Source organism: Paenibacillus aestuarii, from assembly GCF_027789125.1.
GTDB lineage: Bacteria > Bacillota > Bacilli > Paenibacillales > NBRC-103111 > Paenibacillus_E > Paenibacillus_E aestuarii.
The window spans coordinates 32854-55592 of the sequence record NZ_JAQFVF010000069.1; the positions used below are offsets into that span (position 1 = coordinate 32854).

The 22739-nt window shown below is 51.4% G+C and carries 8 protein-coding genes; 7 read left to right on the plus strand and 1 reads right to left on the minus strand.

Features of this window, described 5'->3' with window-relative positions; all coding sequences use genetic code 11:
* The first annotated feature begins 307 nt into the window (after nucleotides 1–307).
* Complete coding sequence (locus O9139_RS24560; protein WP_270884395.1) at nucleotides 308–733, plus strand: exosporium protein C; 426 nt, start codon at nucleotides 308–310, stop codon at nucleotides 731–733.
* A gap of 681 nt (nucleotides 734–1414) precedes the next feature.
* Here the strand turns inward: O9139_RS24560 and O9139_RS24565 are convergent.
* Nucleotides 1415–1585 carry a hypothetical protein gene (locus O9139_RS24565; protein WP_270884396.1) on the minus strand — a complete coding sequence of 57 codons (171 nt, stop codon included), beginning with the start codon at nucleotides 1583–1585 and terminating at the stop codon, nucleotides 1415–1417.
* A 665-nt stretch (nucleotides 1586–2250) separates the two neighbouring features.
* On the opposite strand from O9139_RS24565, the gene O9139_RS24570 reads away from it, so the two are divergent.
* From O9139_RS24570 to O9139_RS24595, 6 genes are all read left to right on the plus strand, one after another.
* The gene (locus tag O9139_RS24570) at nucleotides 2251–6687 is read left to right on the plus strand and encodes an AAA family ATPase (protein WP_270884397.1); all 4437 of its coding nucleotides are present in this window, start codon (nucleotides 2251–2253) and stop codon (nucleotides 6685–6687) included.
* 143 nt (nucleotides 6688–6830) lie between these two features.
* Nucleotides 6831–11924, plus strand: coding sequence for an Ig-like domain repeat protein (locus tag O9139_RS24575; protein WP_270884398.1), 5094 nt, complete (start codon nucleotides 6831–6833; stop codon nucleotides 11922–11924).
* An 11-nt stretch (nucleotides 11925–11935) separates the two neighbouring features.
* Complete coding sequence (locus O9139_RS24580; RefSeq protein WP_270884399.1) at nucleotides 11936–18325, plus strand: S-layer homology domain-containing protein; 6390 nt, start codon at nucleotides 11936–11938, stop codon at nucleotides 18323–18325.
* 143 nt (nucleotides 18326–18468) lie between these two features.
* Nucleotides 18469–18654, plus strand: a complete 186-nt coding sequence (locus tag O9139_RS24585; RefSeq protein ID WP_270884400.1) for a hypothetical protein — start codon at nucleotides 18469–18471, stop codon at nucleotides 18652–18654.
* 355 nt (nucleotides 18655–19009) lie between these two features.
* Nucleotides 19010–20137: an alginate lyase family protein gene (locus tag O9139_RS24590; protein ID WP_270884401.1), complete on the plus strand. Its 1128-nt coding sequence runs from the start codon at nucleotides 19010–19012 to the stop codon at nucleotides 20135–20137.
* A gap of 85 nt (nucleotides 20138–20222) precedes the next feature.
* A complete protein-coding gene (locus tag O9139_RS24595; RefSeq protein ID WP_270884402.1) occupies nucleotides 20223–22538 on the plus strand; it encodes a helix-turn-helix domain-containing protein in 2316 nt (771 codons plus the stop codon).
* Nucleotides 22539–22739: the final 201 nt, after the last annotated feature.

Here is a 22739-nt window from a genome sequence, read left to right on the forward strand (position 1 = left end):
TTGGACAGATTTCATTATAGAGGGAGAAATTCATTACCTCATTAATTGCCGCGAAAATCGCGGCTATTTTGTTTTATGGGATAAAGTTCTTGTCAAAACCAAATGACAAGAACTTTGTCCCATTCCCGACGGAAGATCAGTAGGAGTATTTTCTAAATGAATTAAGCTCCCTCGGAATGATTCAGTTTTATCACTCAGGCTCATGAATTCGTAGGATATCACCCTGTAGTAAATCTTCCAAATTGTCCAATCAATCTCGTTTTGTCAAACATATCTTAGAATATATCAAACAAGAGGAGTGGATATTTTGGTACGTGTACTCGATAAAGCTGCTGTCCAGCCGCGCCGCAGATTCAACTTAGCAAACTCATTTATTATCAGACGTTCGCCAGCAAGATCTCGCCTTGCAACAATCACATTGCGGATTCCAATGAATTCTCAACCTAATCGGGTAGATTTAGTAGCAACCGTAGGTGTACGAGGTGTTACTGGCATTGCGCAAGTTCTCTTTAGAATCTTCCGCGATGGAAGAGAGATTTTCAACACACAAGTAGGTATAGAATCAACGGGTTCTGAACAAAATTATGCTGTTACATTCCAGGCGGAAGATAGAAATGTAAGAGTGGGTTCCCATGTTTATACAGTCACGGCAGAAAACCGTACTGCAAATACAAGAGCCGATGTTGTTGGGCCTATATCGTTAAGTGGATTAGCCGTTCAAACGAGAACTTAAAATGAGTCTCTAGGGTTTACTAAGCAAAAGCAGCTCGTTCCTCGTCAGGTGGAAGAGCTGTTTTTCTATTGATGTCCTAAGAATGAGTAAAGAGGGATGACCCGACAGTACATAAGTGATGCTTGCTATTGCCGCAATATGGAAATTATATAGTTTTAGAAAAGTCCCACTGCACGGCATTTAAATGTCGATAGTGATCTTAGTCCGCAATTTATTTTATGATGATGTGCCGGTGGTTCGAATAACTCCCTGGTCACATCCTGAGTCGAAAAATCGAGTTCTCATCAAAGATCATTTGGAATAACGTGGGCACATACGGCAGCAATATATCCTCTAAAAGTGCTTTTAATGACCTGGCATTGTCACCGCCGATCACTTGCTCGACGGTAAAACTGTCGGTAATCTTACGACTAACTCGCTAAAGATAAACGCTATTTCGCCTTATAACCTTAAAAAGTGGCTGTCCGACAACGGGTATTAATAAATCAAAGCAAAACGATCGACGAAAAACGGTCGTTTTTTTCTAATATTGCTTTCCTCGACGACCTAATGGCTGTAGTTCCAAGTCGGGCATCGGTAGCCCCGGAACCGACCCGGCAGCTATCAGTAAGGGCACGGCGCGTCCTTGCCAGGTGCGGGAACTTATCGATCATACCGCTTATATATTTTACATTGGAAACACTAGCTCCAATTTTTAGGCTCAACTTTATTTTTCCTCTTAAAAAATCTCTTGATTTTGTTTTCTCGCTGTCTTTTTTCAAGGATTCGTTTGATGCCATATATTAGTACCTTTGGTCTCATTTCATCATCGTGTTTGAGATTTTGTAGTTCTTCGTAAAAGTCATTTGGCATAAGTTGTCATCCTTGCTGTTATGGTAATAGCTTATATTACTACAAATTTCGACATTCCGTTTAAAAATAAGGCCGTAGGGAAACGGTCAGTTTTCCTAAATATTAAAGGTGGTTCGTCCATGCTGGCTGCGGTTCATCGTCCATGCATCGCGATCCAGGTCTCAGCAATCTGTCCGTCTTCGATGGGATACGACTGCATTCCAGCACAAGTACAGTCTTGCCTGAGTAGCGGGTGACGGTACTGTCATAGGTTGTCTCCTTTTATGAGATATGTTTTTTTAACATGTTTAACGTTTTTATTATAAGAACACATGTTCCGTTTTGCGAGTGAAAAAGCAGCAAAATAGGCTTTCTCCTTCAAAATAGGAAAACCATTTCAGATAACGTACAAAAAAGTTGCTAGCTAGCAAAGTATAGAAGAGTCTAACAACAGCTGAGGAATATTGGGCTTATACTGTCCGGTGACACAAACATGCGTGCTTTCAGATCCCCGTAATTCGGGGATTTTTTAATTCAAAGCACCTTTGTTTGTGTCGCCAGCCCAATGTATTAATTCCTTCCTAAAAAAGGATACCCCGTATCTGGGCACATTTCGTATGCTTATTCTCCAAAAAAAGCTATAATTCAGTTAGACACTTTACGGATTGGGAACAACGGGGGTATGAATGATATCGCACCAAATGAAAGACGTTTCTCTTCGATTATATGGGCAGCAGCTACATCAAGCTGGATTACCCGGCTTCCTTGCAGCGGCTGAACTTGTTGCAGAAGCGGTTTTAAGTCTTCATAGTGAAGGGAATGTTCATAAACGGCTAAGCCCGGATACGATTTTTGTCAATCATGAGGGCAAACCAACAGCTATAAGTTTTAAAAAGAATACAGAGACCGTCAGCGAAGCCGATCCGCCCCGCTGGGCTTATCGAGCGCCGGAGCAAACGGGACGGTTGATACACGGCATCGTGGATGCACGCGCCGACCTGTATGCGTTAGGCGTTATTTTCTTCGAGCTGCTAACAGGCGAACTGCCTTATCAGGCGGAGGATCCGACCGGGTGGATGTACGCGCATATAGCCAAGCGACCACCGCATCCATGCGAACGCGTCTCCGCCATTCCGCCAATAGTCGGAGACATGGTTGTCAAGCTGATGGCGAAGTCGGCGGCGGAGCGCTATCAAAGCGCCTATGGGCTTTTGTATGATTTAAGGCTGTGCCGTTCCAGCCTTGAGCAGCATGGGCGAATCGAGACGTTCACGCTCGGCGGCAAAGATTTCGCAGGACCGCTGCGCATGCCCGCCGACGTCAGCGGTCGCGAGCGGGAAAAGCAGCTGCTTTCAAACGCTTATGCCGCCAGCCTCAATGGCAAGACGCAGCTTGTCGCCGTGAGCGGAGAGCCGGGCAGCGGCAAAACGATGCTGATCCGCGAGTGGTGCAGGGAGCAGGAGAGAGGCTTCTGCATCTCGGGAAAAGCCGACCAGGCGCATAGCGATTCCCCTTATGCGCCGCTGATCCATGCGTTCCAGGAGCTGATCCGCCGAATGCTGGCCGGCAGTGAAGAACAGCTCCTGCGGTGGAAGGATAAGCTGCATGCGGCGCTTGGCCACAATGCCAGTTTCGTTGCGGAGATGATCCCTGAACTGAGCCTCATCATCGGCCCTCTGCCGCCTGTGGAGGCGCTTCCCTGGATGGAGTCCAGGAACAGGCTCCAATATGCGTTTCAAGCGCTGCTTCGCGCCGTTGCAGGAAAAAGGACACCGCTCATTTTGTTTTTGGACGATATCCAATGGGCGGACGCAGCTACGCTGGATTTGATCGCCAGCATCGCGAAGGGAGGAGATATTGGGTATTCTCTCCTGATTCTCGCCTATCGCAGTCAGAACCTGCAGATCGATCAGTGGTTAGGCGAGCAAGCTGCGGATGCCGTATCCCTCGAGCGCATAGAGCTGAGCGCGTTTACGCTTACGGAGACGGAGAAGTTTATCGGCTCGATCCTGCAGATGGAGCATAAGCAGGCAAGACCGCTGGCGGAGGCAATCTATCATAAAACAGCAGGCAATCCTTTTTATATCAGGCAGTTGTTACAAACTATATTTGAACAAAAATTGCTGTGGTTCGAAACGCGGGCGGAAGAATGGCTGTGGGATGCGGACGGCATTCACAAGCTGGAGAGCGTCGGCGATGTCCGGGAGTTTTTGCGCAATCAGCTGCACAAACTTCCTTCGGCCGTTGTGCAAGCGCTGAGCCTGGCTGCTTGTGTCGGCCATACGTTTGCTGTTCAGACCCTTGCTGACGTTCACCGGAAAAGCGTTGAGCAAGTATTGGCAGACTTGGAGCAGGCGCTGCGGGAGGGGATGATCCTGCCCGTTCGCGAAGCGGATAGCCGGCAATCGCCGAAGAGCACGCTGAATGCGAGATTCATGTTTGCACACGATACGGTCCAACAGGTCGTCTATGAAGCGATGACAGCTGCTGAACAGGAAGCATTCCACGCCGCCATTGGCCGTGTGCAATGGGCGCATCTGGCGGATGAGCTTGACGATAATCTGTATACGGTGACTCACCATTTGATGCTCGGCAGACTGCATTTGAGTCATGCGGAAAAGCTCCACGCCGCTGAGTTAGCCTTGCAGGCTAGCAGGAAAGCGCGCAAAACGGCCGCCTATGAATCGGCTTCGACCTTCGCTGCTTTCGCCACGGAGCTGCTAAACGACGATGATTGGCGGTATCATTACGAGCTTGCCCATGCTGTCCATTTGGAGCGTATGCAGATCGAATGTTTGAGCGGCCATGTGGAGCAAGGAGAGCTGCTGTTCGCGCAGCTGCTCGCTCGAAGTCCAGACAAGCTGGAGCGGTTGAAGGTGCATTCGCTGAAGTTGGAAATCGATATCAATCTCGGCAAGGCCGGATCCGCTTTTGAAGACGGCTTGCAGCTGCTGCGTGAGGAGGGCATTGAGCTGCTTGGCAGGACGAGCGTATCAAGCCGCCGGAAAGCGCTGCTTGAAGCGAGCCGGATGCTGAGCACGGAAATTCTTCAGCCGCCTCTGAGAAGTCCTGCAAGAACGGACGCGTACGAGCTTGCCGTCGTCCATTTGCTACAAATCCTGGCGAGAGCTTCATCATTTGTGGATATGGACGTATTTGTTGTCATTATCTGCAAGTGCATTGGCAAGCTGATCGAGCATGATGCAGTGAAGGCGTATCCCGAAATCGTCGCTATCTTCGCCTCTTTCCTGTCAGCTGAATGCGGCTGGCATAAGGAAGGCGCCGAGCTTGCCGAGGCGGCATGCCAGATGGCCGGTCCGTCCTCGTCCACAGTTATACCGAAGCTATCGTTTATCCGGGCATTGGTTCGATTATGGCTGGTCAGCGGGCGGGAGTCGCTGGCTTTGTTCGATGAATCGTATCGGATCAGCATCATGAACGGCGACTTGTATTATGCCGGATTTTCGCTGCGCGGCTGGATGTTTAGTCTTTATGCCGCCGGACGGCTGGACGAGTTGCTGGCATTCTGTCAAAAGCATATGGAGGCTTCTCAACAACATGCCCCGCTCTTTTTAAAATCGTTTACATTGTATCGACAATTCTCGCAATGCTTGCGTGGCGAGACGGATGATCCGATGTCGTTGAACGACGGAACGTTTGATGAAGAATCGTTTAAGCAAGCCATGAGCCCGGCTGAAAAGCGGATCGGCCTTTATTTTGAATATCAGATTTGTAAAATACAGCTGTTGTACGTGTTCGGGTGTTATGCGGAAGCTTTTCAGCTTTGGCAGGAAACGGAGCACAGCGAACGGTATTATAAGTTTCATTCTCATTTGTCGGAAGGCCTGTTCTACGGATGCTTGGCATTGTGCAGCGATGAATCGGCTCGTGATGGGGCTGAGGTGGAGAAGCAGCTGAAGCCGATGCTGACGCAAATGCGGCACTGGGCGGAGCTGAATCCCGCACATTTTCAACATAAATATTTGCTGTTGAAAGGTGAAGCCGCACGGCTGAAAGGGAAGTGGGAGCAAGCCGTCTCCTTGTATGACGAGGCGATAGATACCGCGAATGAGGCCGGATATGTGCATATGGAGGCATTAGCTTGTGAACGTGCAGGGCGTCTGCTGCTTGCACAGGGCAAGAAGAGATTCGCCAAAACGTATTTGATCGATTCTTATCTTGCTTATCAAACGTGGGGGGCGTACCAGAAATGTGTGCAGCTGCGCAAGCAATTCCCGGAGCTGCTGCTGCCGTCCTTTGATGCAAGCGGGTCGCTTGGGCCTGGCGACGCACGGGTAAACGATGCTGCAAGGGAAGGGCAGAACGAGGGCGAGACCGAGCTGCCGTTGGAAGCGGAACGGCATATGTTCAAGAAGGCCGCTGACCGGCTTACGCAGGCGGCGGGCTTCGAGCAGCTGATTGGGCAGTATTTGCAAACCTTGATGGAAAACGCCGGAGCGGCGAAGGGCTTCTGGATTGTGAACAAGGAAGGCGATTGGTGGATTGAGGCCGAGCAGGATATTAACCGCAACGTGACGAAAAACGGCCATTCGGCTACGCTGGAGAGCTGTTTCGATCTGCCGATCTCTGTCATCCGCTTTGTAGCCAGAACCAAAGAACCGCTGATCCTTGACGATGCGCATCTTGACGATCTATTTGCCTGGGACCCGTATATTCGCAGCGTGCGGCCGAGATCCGTCATCTGCTTGCCGGTGCAGCATCTCGATCGATTGGCGGGCATTGTCTATTTGGAAAATGAAGGGGTGACCGCCTCTCATGCCGGGCAGCGGCTGGAACTGATGCAAATGATGTCCGCTCAGCTCGCTGTGCTGAACCAGTTTGCAGGCGAGGCGCCGGTCGGCCCTGCTGCGCCGAAGGTCGCTGCAGCCGGCAAGCTAAAGGCTGAAGCCGGCGGAACGATGCTGCTCCAGAAGCTCACGGAGCGGGAGAAGGACGTGCTGCGGCTTATGGTCAAAGGCTTGTCGAACCCGGAAATTGCCCAGCGGCTTGAGCTCGCTGTCGGCACCGTGAAGAACATTACGCTTGTCATCTACGGCAAGCTGCAGGTGAACCGCCGTACCCAGGCGGTGACGAAGGCGAAGGATTGGCAGGTATGGGAGTAGCTGACCAATCGAAGATTTAGAAAGACCTGGCCAACAGCCAGGTCTTTTTTTGTCCCAAAATGACCTTTGGCACTATCGAATTTTGTCGGATTACTCCTAAAATGATGTAGGTCTATGTGCATATGCCGATTAAAGGAGGTCCTATGAAAAAACTCGTTACAGCAATATCGACGGCGCTGCTACTCGTAAGTACAGCTCTCCCATATCCAACTACGCTCCTGGCGGCGACCCTGCAACCGGCTGGGGCAGTGAAACAGCCTACTTCGATCACGATCAGCTCAGCAAACGGTACTGTTCAGCCGGTTAACGGCAAGTATTTTTTTACCGATGGCCAGACGATCAAGCTGGCTGTCGCCTTCGAATCCTCCAATCCTACCGTGAAATGCAGTATGGAATCAACGGTACCCGTATTACTGAATGGCAAGCAGGACTGGATTTATTTGTATGATGCCGTATACGAAGGCTACTCGGCGCCTGTTTATGCCAGAGGCATTACGGCGGACATGCCCTCCGGCCCTATAACGTTCCAGAGCGGTCCGGATAGCTGCGGTCCGTCGAACGGTACCTCGATCCCTGCGCCACTATGGCCGAATGGGGCCAATGCGACGACGTATTTCACGGACGGAACGTCGATGAATAACGTCGCTTATTTCAACAGCCTGATCCCGGCTCCTGTCTATATCGACAATACAGCGCCGACCATCACGTTCGGTAATCTGCCGACCGATTCGAGCTATAAGAACGCGTTCAATATTACGCTGACATCTAACGACCTGCCGGTGAATGAAAATGTCAACATGTATTACACGTGGACGCAAACATCGGCAGCGCCGGCAGCTGCAGCAATTAATACGGCGATAACCAGCGGGACCGCCGCAGCCGACCCGACTGCTCCCGGTATGTATTACCTTCATGCGCGGGCGGTCGACGTTGTCGGTCATGAAGTCATTCAGACGAAAGGGCCGTTTTACTTAGACAAGACCGCCCCTACGATCACTTTTGGCATGCAGTCGGATACGACTTACAAAAAGAGTCATGGCGTAACGATAACCACTGCTGATACACCATCGACCGCCGACACCAGCTTATTTTTTGTCTGGACGCAAAGCGCAACGCCTCCGGCAGCCTCGGGCATTACCGGCAGTCTGGTAAACGGTGCCGCTCCTGTAGAGCCGACAGGCACTGGGGCGTACTATTTGCACGCCAAAGCTGTAGACCTTGCCGGGAACACGACAATTAAAACGGCAGGGCCTTTTAATTACGATAATCAGGCGCCGGCCGTCACGATCAGTCCGATGTCCGGAGATGCCAAATTAAGCCATACCGTGACATACACCGTGTCGGATGCACATTCCGGCTTAAAGCAGGTTAGCTATGAATGGTTGAAGGACGGCGTATCGTATTCCACGGGTGCAGGGAGCATAACGGGCGGTACGCTGACGGTTCCTAACACGGCCGAAGGCAAATATACGCTTAAGCTTACAGCTACAGACAACCTCAACAATGTGAAGACGCAGGACAGCCTCGTCTTCATCATTGATAAAACAGCGCCAACCGTTTCCTTCACGACACAAGGCAATAGCGTGCCCAGCAGTTCCCGCCAAGTTGGCGTCACCTTGTCGGAAGCTACAGGAACGTTAAGTCAAGCGTACTCCCTTTGGTCGGACAACGTGAATACGCCGGCAGCAGGTGATGTCGGATGGCAGCTGTTTTTTGACGGCAGCGGCTCACTGACGAGCAAAAGCGCTACGCTGACTTCTCCGGCAGGCGCGAACGGTACGCAATTTTTGCATATCAAAACGTTGGACAGCGCCGGCAACATCGGCTATGCCAAGACGACGCAGGGCTTCGTGCTCGATAATACGAAGCCGTCCGTTTCATTCACAGTTCCGAGCACTTCGCTCTACAGTAAAACGGTATCTACGGATTTGAATATATCGGATAACATTACGACGAATGTCGCCAATTTTGTGATCAAGTATATCGTTTCGGATCAAGCCGCAACGAATGGCGACGATTCGACGTGGAGCAGCTCCACGAGCCGAACGCTTTCGATTGCGGATAAAACGGGTATTTTTTATATACATACGAAGGTCTACGATGAAGCCGGCAACTGGACGCTTGCCACCGGTGGTCCGTACAAGCTGGATAACGCGCTGCCTACGGGAGCGATCACGGTTCCCAAGAAATTCACCAACGTGACGACAGTGCCGCTTCAATTAACCGCTGCCGACCTGCAAGGGTCTGTCGATCAGATGAGATTTGCAGTCGATGGAGGCGCGTGGGGGAGTTGGGAGACGTTTGTTTCCAGCAAAACGATGATAATTTCCGCAACGCAGGGCGTGCGTACAATAGCCGTACAGTACAAGGATGCTGCGGGCAATATTAGTACGACTTATGCGGATACGGTCACCTACGATATTACGAAGCCGACACTGACAGGCATTACCTATAGTGCGGCTTCCTGGACGAATCAGCCGGTAACCGCGACTTTGACCGCTGCCGATAACGTGACAGCCGTAGAGAATATCACGGTGGACGGACTTACAGGCTTGAGTTATCAGTTCCAGACAAATGGAAGCTATACGTTCAATTTCAAAGATCAAGCCGGCAATGTGAACACGGCGACGGCAACCGTGACCTGGATCGATAAGACGAAGCCGGTCATCACGCTTGGCACGAACGGCTCCCCAGCCGCAAAATCCGTAAGCACGGCTGTCTATGCGACGGATACGGGCGCGCCTGTAAGTGACTTGTCGTTCGCGCATGCATGGTCGACTTCAGGCACCACAGTGCCGACTGTATGGTCGCCATTAGGGGCTAACCACATCGCTGAGAAAAACGGTGTGACCGGAACGTGGTACCTATGGGTGAAAGTTACGGACGCTGCAGGCAATATAGCGACGCTGTGCAGCAACCCGTTCTTGCTGGATAACACGAGCCCTGTCGGCACGATTACGTACAACCCTGCCGGTTTGACGGCAAACAATGTAACCGCAACACTGACAACGGACGAACCGGTAACGGTGACGAACACGAGCCAAGGGAAGAAGGAGCATGTGTTTACAGACAACGGCGAGTTTCAATTCGAATTTAAAGATGCGGCGGGCAACATGGGAACTGCCAAAGCGATTGTCAATTGGATTGACCGCAGTCTTCCTTCGGCGGAAGTCACGTTGTCACCTCATGGACCGACGAATGGACCTGTACGCGTGACGATTGATGCGTCAGGTGATCCGGAACGCGAGCTTTTCGATCTCTCGCCAACAGGCGACGGGTACGGCGTCAGTCAGACTGTGAGCGGCGCTGTCTATGAATTTATGACGAACGGCACGCTGCAGTATAAGGTGCGCAATGTGAGTACGGGACTGACAAGCAGTGAGCAAGTAAGCATTGATAACATCGACATGATTCCACCGACTGGTGAGCTCATTTACAGTACGACAGCACCAACCAATCAGGACGTGACCGTCATGCTTATGACTGAAGATGACAAGAACGGGACCGTGACGATTCTAAATAATAATGGAAGCCCGACGTACACGTTTACTGATAATGGATCGTTCACCTTTGAATTCCGCGATGAAGCGGGGAATATCGCCACCAGGACGGCAACCGTGAACAATATGGACAAAGAGGCGCCAGTCGCTGCGCTGTCCTACAGCCAAACTGGATGGACAAATCAAGACGTGAACGTTGATATTTCCTTTACGGACAGCTCACAGGTTATCGTGACGAACAATGGCGGCAGCACGCGCCATACGTTTACGAACAACGGCACGTTCCTGTTCGAATACCGGGATGCGGCAGGGAATGAGGGCGAGATCGAGGCAGCGGTTACCTACATCGATCGGGAGGCGCCAAGCGCATCGATTGCTTACAGCCAATCCGGCTGGACGAACCAAGATGTCGTCGCTACGCTTACGGCTGTCGATAACTCCGGCGAGCAGGTGCAGCTTGTCAGCAGCGGAGGCACTCAGGTTACGTTTACGAGTAACGGTACGCATACCTTCGTCTTTCAAGACGCTGCCGGCAACCAGGGCGAACTGACGGCAACAGTCGATCGCATCGATAAAACGCCGCCGGTCGCTGCCATTCAATACTCGGAAACTGTGATGACAAGATCGGATGTACGCGCGACTGTCGTGGCGGACGAGCCGTTTACGGTGATCGGCAATGGCGGCAGCATCAACTACGATTTTACGGCTAACGGTACGTATACGTTCGTGATTGCGGACCGCGCAGGCAACCAGAGCACTATCAAGGCGTCCGTCAATCTGATTGACCGGACGCCGCCGGTACCGAAGTTGACTTACAGCACGATGGCGCCGACCAAAGACGATGTGATTGTAACTGTCGATGCGAACGAACCGTTTTACGTCCTGAACAACAATCGGGCTAAGCAGGTTGTGTTCAAGGAAAATGGAACTTTTACCTTTTATATTCAAGATCAAGTTGGGAATTTGACCGAAATAACGGCATCCGTGAACAACATCAATAAAACGAAAGCCAAAGTTACAGCCACATTCAGTGAAGTGAAGCCTACCAAAAATGATGTGACTGTCACGCTGACATCCGACCAGCCGCTGACGTATACCGGCATTACCGGCAATAAGCTGACGTTTACGGCCAATGGCACTCGTTGGATCGAGGCTGTCGATGCCTTAGGCAATAAATACTCGCTGCGCGTCGATGTCAGCAATATTGACCGTGAAGCGCCAATTCTTCACTTTATCGGCGGCGATCAACTGCTCGTTCAGGCTGGCGGTACAGTGAATCCGCTTGAGGATGTCACAGCTTCGGACAATACCGACGGAGACATGACGGCGAAGATCACGGTCATTCAAAACACGATCAACCCGGGCGTGCCGGGCGAATATGCCGTGACCTACAAGGTAACAGATCAGGCAGGCAACGAAGCTACGGTCATACGCAAAGCTGCCGTCATCGCACCGACAGATTTCACCGTATATGTGAATTCGGTCAAGGTGCAGGATACAGATGTCGTCGTCTATGGCGATGCCATCCAGTTGTCGCTGTTCGGCAAGCAAGGCGCAAGCGTCGTCAAATGGCTGCGCGGTCCAAAGTATATGGGGGATTTCAAAATGAACGCCAATCTCGTATCAAACGGAATATTACCGATCACGGATTACGGGTATTACACGCTGTTAATCCAGGATCAAGAGCGGCAAATGAAGCTCATTCACGTGTACATATTGCCGAAGCAAACGGCTTAGGGGTGTGAGTGATGATAAATAGTTGGAGAAAAATATCGTATATTTTATTAGTTTTCGTCCTATTGTTCCCAGCTGGGAGCGGACTGGCGCTGGCGGTTCAAGCGGAGCTTACTCCGCTTACAGTTGCCAATTCGTTTATGGAAGTGAGCGTCGATCAACAAACCGGAAGATTCAGTGTGAATACGAAGGTGGGCTCACCGCTTCGAGCCGGCGACGATAACAAACCGCTGCTGTTCCGTGACAAGCTGCCCGAGACGTCGTTTACGACGTTTCGGATTAATGGCAAGGATGTCATTTTCGGCAACAACTATGGGTTCCTCGGAATGAATGGGAGCTTCACAGCCGCTCCGGCAAATCAAGGGTTAACGAATAAGTCCGTATGGAACGTCGAGGGCTTGGATATTACCCAGACGCTGACGCTTATCGACGATCCGACGAATCCCAACGCAGGAAATATGAAAATTTCCTATAAAGTGAAGAACACGACGCAGCAAGCGCAAAGCGTCGGTTCACGCATTTTGCTGGACACGATGCTGGGCGCACAGGATGCTTCCCCGATCTCGATTGCCGGCGGCGGGGAGTATATCCGCAATGAGAAATTGATTAAAGGCCAGATGCCTTATTATTGGAGCGCGACGGACAACCCGATCAATCCCAAGGTCATGTCTTACGGCTTCATGCAGGGGTGGGGCAACAAAGCGCCGGACCAGATGATTATCGCCCATTGGGACGGTATTTCGCAGACAAAATGGGATTATACGGTCAATCCGCTGCTGGATTTTACAAGTAAGCTTAACGCGTACGGCTCTGCGGATAGCGCAGTCGCCTTATATTGGGATCCATCCAGCATTGCGCCCGGTGGCGAGGCTGAATTTGAAACGTATTACGGTCTTGGAAACTTCTTCACCTCGAAAAAAGAAGCGACCTATCGGCTCGAAGTTGGCGCGCCGAAGCAGTTAACGCTGACGGATGACCGCAACGGTTATAAAGAAGAGCAGTTTGAGATTCGCGTCGATATTGATAACGCACTGGACCGCTCGGTCGCGATGGACGGCGTCAACGTGACGCTTGGTCTTCCGGCCGAATTGGAGCTGGCGGCGGGCGAGACGATCACCAAACCGGCTGGCAGCATGAAGATCGGTGAAACGAGAACGGTCGTCTGGAAGGTGAAACCGAAGCCGCAGCTTGCCTATAAAGCAGCACCTTATCAAGTCATTGCCCAAGCGGCCGGAGGGGAGGAGAGCATTCAAGCTTCCTTCGTCGTGCTCCCTGCACTGACCGGCGAAATTCCGAGCATGCAGCTGATGGAGGCTTTTCCGAAGAAGCTGTACACGCAAGATGACCGGCCTTCACTCACGTTACAAGGCTCGGGCTTTGAACTGTTGAAAGGCTCGTCCGGCTGGAATGTGCAGTTGATCCGCGACCGGGATCAAGCCAGCGTAGCTGTACCGAGCTCGGATGTTTCCGTTCAGGACGATAAGCAAATCAAAGTGCTGTTGAATTTAACGAACGAGCTTTGGAAGCAGCATAAGGTTGAGGTTGGCTCCTATACGGTAAGGCTGACAGCCGGCGGGAAAACGTTTGAGAAAAAGATTGAATTTACGAACGACAAAACCTATAAGTCCAAAGACTACGGCATTTTGCTGGTCGTCGGGGATCATATGAACGAAAACGAGTCGCAGACGTACAGTCTTGTTCCGGTAAAAAGTGAAGCGGAGCTTGCAGACTTGAAAATGCAATATGAGCGAAGCGGTGGAAATCAAGCTTTGCTGCTGGAGTTTCGAGGCTCGATCCGCGCACAAACGGGAGAGCAAGGCAAGGTCGTGTACGAGATCGATCGCGGAGGTACCATCAATTCGATTATTCGACATGACACGACCGATATGCTGACTGCTATTTTCGGAGATGCCTCGCAAAAGATTACTGTTCAAAAAAGCGCACGAGACAGCGCTCACGATGCGGACTATATTAACATCAAAGGGAACGGGGCGCTTTCGATTCCTAACTTCAAGTTTGCTTACGGTCCTTTCGGTATTGAAATGCTTGACGGTCATAAGTATGTGCTTGAAGAGACAGACGACTCGAGTCTGGCGAAGGAGGAACCGCAGGAGCAAGAGCGCATTGAAATTGACTGGGACGTGTTGAAAGGGTTATCTGTCGTCCAGCGACTGGCCTGGTTTCAGCTGAGCATCAATAAAGCTGTCATCGGTACGGAAAGCGTTTCGTTTAGCGGACGTCTTGCCTTAGATTTTGAGCCGGGCCCAGCGAAAGCGAAAGACGGAGAGGGAGACGGCTCGAATTCGAATAACAACCAGAACGATCAAGATACATCCGAAAACTTGAACGAAGGGGAAGATGACGGCGCAAGCTCCGTGCTCGTGTCTGTCGATCTCGATGAAGCCAAATTTGGCATCAGGCAGACACCCGACGCCTTCGGTCCAGCCGGAAAGTTCGGCTTTCTCGGACTTCGTGCAGAAGGGGAAGCGGCGCTGCCGAAAAATCTGTTCCAGGGCTTGGATCTAGGCGCTGATGGGATCGTGCGTGTAGATACGTTTGCGAAAAAATATGAGATTGAAGCGAATGTCCAATTTAAGGTCGTCGAAGTGAACGGTATGCTGACGCTGCGCTTAACCGACACGAACTTTCCGATTGTCGACAACTTCCGGTTTGTCGTCGGCGGCGAGCCGGGAATCCCGCTAATTCCAGTTGCGCCGGTGGCGTATATTACGAAAGGCGGTGGCGGCTTTTATAACGTCTACGATACGCTAATGGGCAATTATAACTTCTTACCGCCATTGAAGTTGGAAGTGATCGGTGGACTTAGCGTCGGGAAAGTGTTCAAGGCTGACGATGCGACCATCGGCTTGTCGATGCGCGGTGTGGAATTCTCCGGCGCGTTCGAAGTGCTGGGCATTCCGATCTTCGAGGAAATTTATGGGAGCTTGCTGCTGAAGGACTCGATGACCCAGTTTGGCGTGGAGCTCAAAGCGGGAGCCAAAATAAACCTGAAAAACATCATAACAGGTGAGGTTTACGCGGTATTTCGTTATGATCCCGAGGCGCATGGCAAGCTCGGGCCTGTCTATTTGGCAGGTGGCGGCAACGTGCAGTTGAGATTGCCTCGCGGACTCGTTCTGGCGTCTGCAGAAGGGGTAATCAGTACCGAGAAAATTGCCGGCACCGTTGAATTTATCGGAATTCCATGGGGCTTTGCCTATGAATGGGGCGATAAAACGCCAGAAATCAAAATCGGTAAGCATGCCAGCTTGCTCAAAGCCAGAAGCATGGAGGTCACGGCTGCATCAGCAGAGCAGGCTCCAACAGATCAGACAAATCAGAAAGCCGAAGGCTTCATTGAGCAGACGTATTACGATGAAGCGGGCAGCGTTACCGGAACGATGAGCTTCGGGACGAATATGAGTACACTTGCGACATCCGGCCCAAGGAGCAACCTGCCGCAAACCAAGTCGCGGATGCTGCGGGCTGCCAGCCCGAACGTCTATACGATTCCGGTGCCCGCCCAGCAGGAGATGGCGCTAGTGGAAGTGAAATACACAGGCGATCCAACCCAGCTTCAGGTCCAGGATCCTGACGGCCAAATCTATCCGCTTGTTCAAGGCGAGAACTACGATATTCAACAAGTAGCCGCCGATGAATCTGCGTCAGGTGAAATTGAACAAAGTGTGCTCATTTCTATGAAGCAGCCAAAGGCTGGTAATTGGAGTCTTACTTCCGATCGCGAGCTGGAGTGGACACTGGAGCAAGTCACAGTGCCACCGGCCTTATCGAACGTAGATGTGCAGCAAACGTCCGCTAATCAATTGACGGTCAACTGGCAGGGTGATCATACATCGGATGAAAAGGTTGCCTTATTCCTGGCTTCCAATAATGTGAATGATCCCGGTACACTGCTGGCGAAGGATATTCATGTTGCTGATGGCACAGCGCAAATTACGCTGCCGGATACGACACCGAGTGGAACATATTATGTGAAAGCGGTACTGTCCACGGCATCCGGCTCGACGAATTTGAGCAGCAAATACAGCGGTCAATCGGTTGCCATTGTGAATCCGTACCAGCCTGCATCGCCATCGGCAGTCAACCTGGCGCCTGCAGGGAATGGTTTGTTCCATCTTTCCTGGAAGGAATCACAGCCTGTTGACGGCTATACCGTTCAGGTTCTGGACGAGCAAGGCAGTGCGATTCCCAGCCTGGGCGTTATTGAAATTGCCGGCGATACGACCAATGCCAACATCGGCGGCACGGTGAACAATGAAGCCGGTGAGAAGGTAGGCATGCTGCCTGGAACCGCTTATAAAGCCTCGATCGGCGCATATAAGCTGGTAAACGGCGCTAAGGTCTACAGTGAGCCGGTTGTCACTGCCGCTATGGTGCTGCCTCAGCCACAGCCGGCTAATGTTGAGTTGACTGTCCTCAAGTCGAGTAACGAGCCGGTAACGAATACGTATTCGCAAAACGGAAAAACAACCTATCTCGTGAATGAGAGCAGCTTTCAGCTGCGCATGCACGCCGATCAAGCGGTGACGAGCGAACTGCTCGTCAATAACGCCAAGGTCGGTACAAGATCAGGCGGCGAATGGACACAAACGATACCGCTGATTGAAGGCGAAAATGTCATTCAACTCCTATCGACGAACAGCAGCGGAGATCGCACGATGACGAGCGTCAGCGTGACTTCCGATACAACGGCTCCCGATTTGAAAGTCGAGAGCGCGCGCATCGTCTCCGATCAGCCTAACGTGCTGGTCAAGGGCGTTGCGGAGCCGGGCAGCTCGGTGACCGTTAACGCCGAGCCGGCTCCCGTTCAAGCAGGAGGGGGCTTTGAGGCATCGCTGCCGATGGAAGGATTGCTATCCAAAGCAATCGTCATCGTAGCCAAGGATGCCGCCGGCAACGAATCCGTGCTGAACACGGATGCGGTGAACGGTACGGTAAGTGAGCTGTCCGGTGTGAAGCTTCGACCGGTCGGCGGGCTGCCGGCAAACGGTGAGCTGGAGATGCCGGCTGGCAGTGAGCAAATCTTTGAATTGGTCGGAACGGACAAGGATGGCAAATCGTTCGTGATGGATCCTGGAAGTGTATCCTGGAGCGTATTATACGGCGATACGAACGGATCCATCTCCGAGCAAGGACGCGTTCACGCCGCTTATGAGGGTCAAATGGTCATCAAGGCTTCCTATTCTGTAACCGGCGACTTTGCCTTCGAGGATACGTTCATTGTGAATGTCGGCAAGCCGGCAGGAGCCCCGGACTCTCCGCCTATCAATTACGACGACTGGTACGTGGCGCCTGGTAATAACACGCCTGGCGGCAGCGAGGACTCGCAGCAGCAAACTGGCGGCCAAGTCGATCACACGCTGCAGAATATATTGAAACGCCTGATCGAGCAGGAGCAGGATGTAGATTTTATTACTTCTGCCGAGCTGACGACGAATCAGGAAAGTATAGTCAAGATTCGGGATCGAGCCGTTCTTCGTATTCCTGCTCAGCCTCTGCAAGCTCGTGTCGGGCTTGGCGTCGGAGCGGTGAGATCGCCTCAAAAATATGAGTATGGCGGCTTAAAGGTCATCGGTGATATCTACGAATTCAAATTCGACCCGCCTACTACACTTCAGAAACCGGCTGAGCTCACGATCCGCTTCAATTTGGAGGAGCTGCCCGATCCAAACCGGGCAGCGATTTATTGGTACAATGAGCAGATGAAGCGATGGGAGTATGTCGGCGGGCGGTTAGACCTGATAGCGGGAACCATTACGGCCCAGCTGCCGCATTTCAGCAAGTTCGCCTTGCTGTACAATGCTGATTTGCCGCTGTTCGCAGACATGCATGACCGTTGGTCGCAAGATCAGGTTTACCGCTTGGCTTCGATCGGCGCCGTGAACGGCGTTCAGTCCGGCGATGCATTGGCATTTGAACCGGAGCGGGCTATCACCAGGCAGGAATTTGCTAAAATCTCCGTTGGCGTTGCGGCTGCTGCTTCAGTTGCTGCAACTGGCGAGCTGTCTGCTGATTTTGCTGATCGCGATGAGGTGGCAGCGTGGGCGAAGCCTTATCTGGCTTCAGCCATCAATCATGGCTGGTTAGGGGGCACGGAGAGGGATGGCCAGCTGCATTTGGATCCAACGGTGCCGATTACCCGGGCAGAGGCTATTGCAATCATCGGGCGCATGCTTGAGGGCCAATCCGCCGGGGAGAGCAGTGGCGCCAGCCTGGCATTTTCGGATGAAGCAGATGTTCCGAAGTGGGCTATGCCTTATGTGGACAAGCTGGTGAAGCTTGGCGTGATCAGCGGTTATCCGGATGGTACGCTTCGTCCTGAGGCGAAAATTTCAAGGGAAGAAGCTGCAGCGATCATTAGCCGTATGTTAGATGTTCGTTAAATAAAGACAGGTTCAGGCCTTCACGGGCTTGAGCCTGTTTTTGTTAGTTCTTCGCGTCGAACGCTGACCAATCCGATTTGCCTCAATATGAATCTAATACTTGAAAGGAAGTAGGCAGAAGGAAACGAGCGGAGGGAAAGCTCATGCCGGGTCCAGGTGTGTTCATTTTCACATGCACGAATCATCCCGATTTTTTCATGAACATTTTGCATAATTTCCGGAATCAGCGCTACAAGCGCAAAGAATTGATTATTATCATTAATAACGACAGCATGAATATCAAAAAAATAGAAGAATATGGCAGTCGGTTGTCCGAAGCTAATGCTTAAATTGTGGCATCAGCAGGGCTAAATATTTGATCATTACGATTAATATTCGCCGTACTATTTAAGAAAGCAAGTTCAGGCCTTGCTGCACTCAGGAAGTCCGGTGGTCGGCAAGCACGCATGTCTGGTCTACCTGGCTGCAAGCAAGAAGCTGATCATTCGATCTCCATACGAGGTTATTATCGGCATTTTTTAGATTTTAATGGTCAAGTTTGCGTTTTGACGATTTCAATATTATAGAGTTATGCGCTAGTATATAACAACGAAATAACGCATGCAGCAGGTTCGCCTCCCAGTCTTCGGGGAAATGCCTGCTGCATTTGGTGCTTTACTTGCTCATAGGAGGGAGTGTATCAACATGCAAACGATAGGTCAATTAAACAGAGAGCACTGGGCGTTGTATTTGGACTTGAATCGCATCATCAGCCAGGCAGAGGCCGCTTTGACAGCTCCGGTTGTACAGATCACAGCAGCGATCGCTCCGCAAAGCCCCGGGAGCGCGCATGACTATTACTCGAACGGAGATTATTGGTGGCCGAATCCTGATACACCGGACGGGCTGCCGTACGTTCGTCGTGACGGCAAGAGCAATCCGGCGAATTTCCATGAACACCGGATTCTGCTCAGACGGATGCGGTTCCGGGTCGCATCGTTGGCTGCCGCCTATCGCATCACGGGTGAGCGGCGTTACGCAGAGAAAGCCGTGAGCCTGCTGGATGCTTTTTTCGTAAACGCAGGAACGCGGATGAATCCACATCTGCTTTATGCCCAGGCGGTGCCCGGGGTATGTGACGGACGGGGGATCGGCGTGATCGACACCCTGCACCTGATCGATGTGGCGGCAGCTGTTCCGGTGCTGGACCAAGAGCCTGCATCTGAAGCCGACGCCCGCGTGCTGCGAGAGGTCTCAACGTGGTTCGCAACCTACTTGCAGTGGATGAACGAACACCCGCAAGGCGTGGAGGAAAGAAACGAAGCCAACAACCACGGGATCTGCTGGTTCGTGCAGGCAGCCGCATTCGCTCGGCTGACCGGTCGTCATGACTTGCTGGATGGGTGCAGGGAGCAATACAAGCGTCGGCTGCTCGGAGAACAGATGGATACGGATGGCAGCTTTCCCCGGGAGTTAGCGCGCACGAAGCCATATGCCTATTCGCTGTTCACCTTGGACAATCTCGTCACGCTTACCCATATTCTCTCCACGGAAAACGACAATTTGTGGGAATATCAACTCCCTGATGGCAGAGGCATTAAGAAAGGGATTTCATTTATACTGCCATATTTGGAAAATAAGCCTGCATGGCCGTACGGGCGCGATGTGGAATACGATGCGTGTTGGCCTACCGGAATGTCGTTCCTCTTGTTTGCAGGGCTGGCTTACGGTTCCGATCGGCTCCTTGCCTTATGGCAGAGGCTCGACCAACAACCGCGGGAGGCGGAAGTACGCCGGAATATGGCGATTCGGCAACCGCTGCTCTGGATGTAAAAAGCCGGATACACGAGACGGTTTCTATGATTTTCGTTATAATAAATGAAAGCAGTTCCAACATGGCGATAAGGGGTTAGTGCGAATGAAGCTTAATCGGATCCGGTTCAATAAACGCAGCGTAATGGTAACTTGGCTGACCTCCTATATTTCAGTGCTGCTCGTTCCGATCATCATTAGCGGGATCTTATATGCGGCTTCCTGGCATGTGGTCGAATCGGAAGTGAACCGGGCCAACAATAACGCACTCAAGCAGATGGAAATAGCGATCGACAACAGTCTGGGCGGCATTGAACGTTTGAGTTTGGAAGTTTCCCTTAACAAACAAGTAAACGCTTTCATAAATACTTCACAGCCGCTTACGGATAACGATTACTATGATCTAGTCACGATTTCCAACGATTTGCGGGTTTACCAGACAGCTAACGATTTCATCGAACAAATTTATTTGTACTATAAAAACAGTGATACGGTGATATCTACGCGCAATCGGACGGACAGCCGCACTTTGTTCCAAATGCTGGACGGACAGAACCTCCAAGGCTTCGAGGCGTGGAAGTTGTTTCTGGACCGCCGATATATCCAGGAATATGTTCCGGTTACGATGATGGAAGACGACATTCCTTATAAAGCCGTTGTGTTTGCCAAATCCGTGACCTTGGCGAATCGGGATCAGCCGGGGGCGGTGCTGCTTTTCGTCATGAAGGATTCCAAGCTGCTGGCCAATATTCCGCCTTCTGAAGCGACGTCCGTTGCCGTGCTGGATAAAGAAAACCGGGTGGTCGCCTCAAGCGGACTGGAGCAAGGTCCGGCGTTTCTCGCCTACGACAAGCTGGTTGGGGAGAACGGCCTTTTCTACGGAGATGTGACCGGCAAGAAAGTCGCTGTTACGTATACCACTTCAGCTCGAACAGGCTGGAAATATGTCTCCATGATCCCCGCTGAGCGTTTTGACGACAAGATGAAATATATGAAAAGACTTGTATATGCCAGTATTTTGCTAAGTCTTCTACTGGGAGGGGTTGTCACAATCCTGTTTCTTCGCAGAAATTACAATCCGATACATGTGCTCATCCGGAGCTTCTCGACGAAAGCGGGGATTTCGTTTGCCGAGGGGACGAATGAGTACGGCTTTCTGCAAGAGGCTCTGAACAACACTTTTGCGGAGAAGGAGCAGGTCGATCGCCGGCTGCATCAGCACCGGGACGCCATCCGCTCGCATTTCTTACAGGGGCTTCTGAAGGGGAATCTGGAGCAGGACATTCCCGTACACGAATCGCTTTCTGCACATGACATCCAGTTGGCTTCACCTCATTTTGCCGTTCTGTTATTTCACATTGATCATTTCGGCAAATTTCAGGAAGACGTCCCGGTGCATTCGCAGAAGGTCAAGTTGGTGCAGTTCATTCTCATGAACGTGGTGGAAGAAGTGATCGGTAGTCAGCATCGGGGCTTCACGACGGAGATTGACGATATGCTGGCGTGCATGTTTAACTTTGGCTCCGAACAAGACCCGGCAGAGCTGCGTCGAATGGCCGAGCAGGTCCAACTGTTCCTGCTTGACCACTTCCATGTCCATTTAACAGTATCCATCAGCGGAATCCATTGCGAATTGTTCGGTATTGCCGAAGCTTATCAAGAGGCGTTGTCAGCAATGGCTTATCGCCTTGTCATCGGCAGTGGAGCTATCATCGGTTACGATGAATTACCGAGTTCCGAAGCTCTCCGCCAGGCTGGCAATTATTACTATCCTTTACATGTGGAACAGCAGTTGATCAATTTCGTCAAGATCGGTGACTATGAGAAGTCGAGCTCGATCATTGAGCAAATAATGGAAACGAACGTATCCAATGCCGTGTTATCGGTGCCGCTCGGCAAATGCCTGATGTTCGATCTGGCCAGCACGATGCTGAAAACGATGAATGAAATCGGCACGCAGGGCCATCTGAAGTCGTTCATGGACCCATTCAATCCTGTTGAACGGCTATCCGGATGCGAAACGATTAAAGAGATGAGAAGGGAAATTCTTTCGATTCTCGAGCAGGTCTGCCAGTCCGTTCAAGCGGAGCGCAAGCAGGAGATGAGACCGCTGGGTGAGCTTGTCCGTGCTTATGTGAAGGCTAATTATGCCGAAGAAAATCTGAACATATCGATGATCGGGGAGAAATTCGGAATGACCCCTTCCTATTTATCCAAGCAGTTTAAAATGCAAACCGGTGACGCGCTGCTCGATTATATAAGCCGGACACGTTTGGAAGCAGCCAAGAAGCTGTTAACGGAGCAAACCGTCTCCATTATGGAAGTTGCCCGAAAGGTCGGTTATGCGGACATCAATACGTTCAACCGTATATTTAAGAAGTTCGAAGGCATTACACCGGGAAAATTCAAAGAGCTAAAGTGAAATTCCCGCATGGACGAAAGTCGTACAAGCTTGCTTGCGCGACTTTTCATTTTTTGCATGACCATTTTGGATTCTAATGATGGCTTGTTACGAATTTTAATGAGTGATTCGCAGTTTTGACGATACCCAATCAGGGGGGCTTCCCCCCATACTAAAGCTACAGTGCAGCAAAGAAGCAATCTGCACGAATTCATACGAGGG